This is a genomic window from Klebsiella sp. K47 (assembly GCF_051858335.1).
GTDB classification, from domain to species: Bacteria; Pseudomonadota; Gammaproteobacteria; order Enterobacterales; family Enterobacteriaceae; genus Klebsiella; species Klebsiella pneumoniae.
On record NZ_JBPYUI010000492.1, the window covers coordinates 1 to 218 of the forward strand.

At 71.1% G+C, this 218-nt stretch carries 1 protein-coding gene; it reads left to right on the forward strand.

The features are described from left to right. Positions 1–218: hypothetical protein (locus tag RRF55_RS28930; RefSeq protein ID WP_439419437.1), on the forward strand; the 218-nt coding region annotated here is incomplete at both ends.

A 218-nucleotide genomic window follows, 5' to 3' on the forward strand; every position in this document is an offset into this window, starting at 1 on the left:
CCGATCCGCACCCTGGTTGAGGCAAGCCGGGCCCTGCGCATGCTGCGGCGCGAGCACACCGGCCAGGCGCTGGAAATCTACGAGTGCGTCTGGTTCCTCGGCGTGGGCGAGTTGGAGTGGGACGAGCGATTCGCCCCCAAGCGAGGTAAGCGCAAAGCCCCGGCGCCCAGGCGCGCATCCAGGGCGGCGGTTCAGACTCCCGCCCTCTCCCCCGGCCT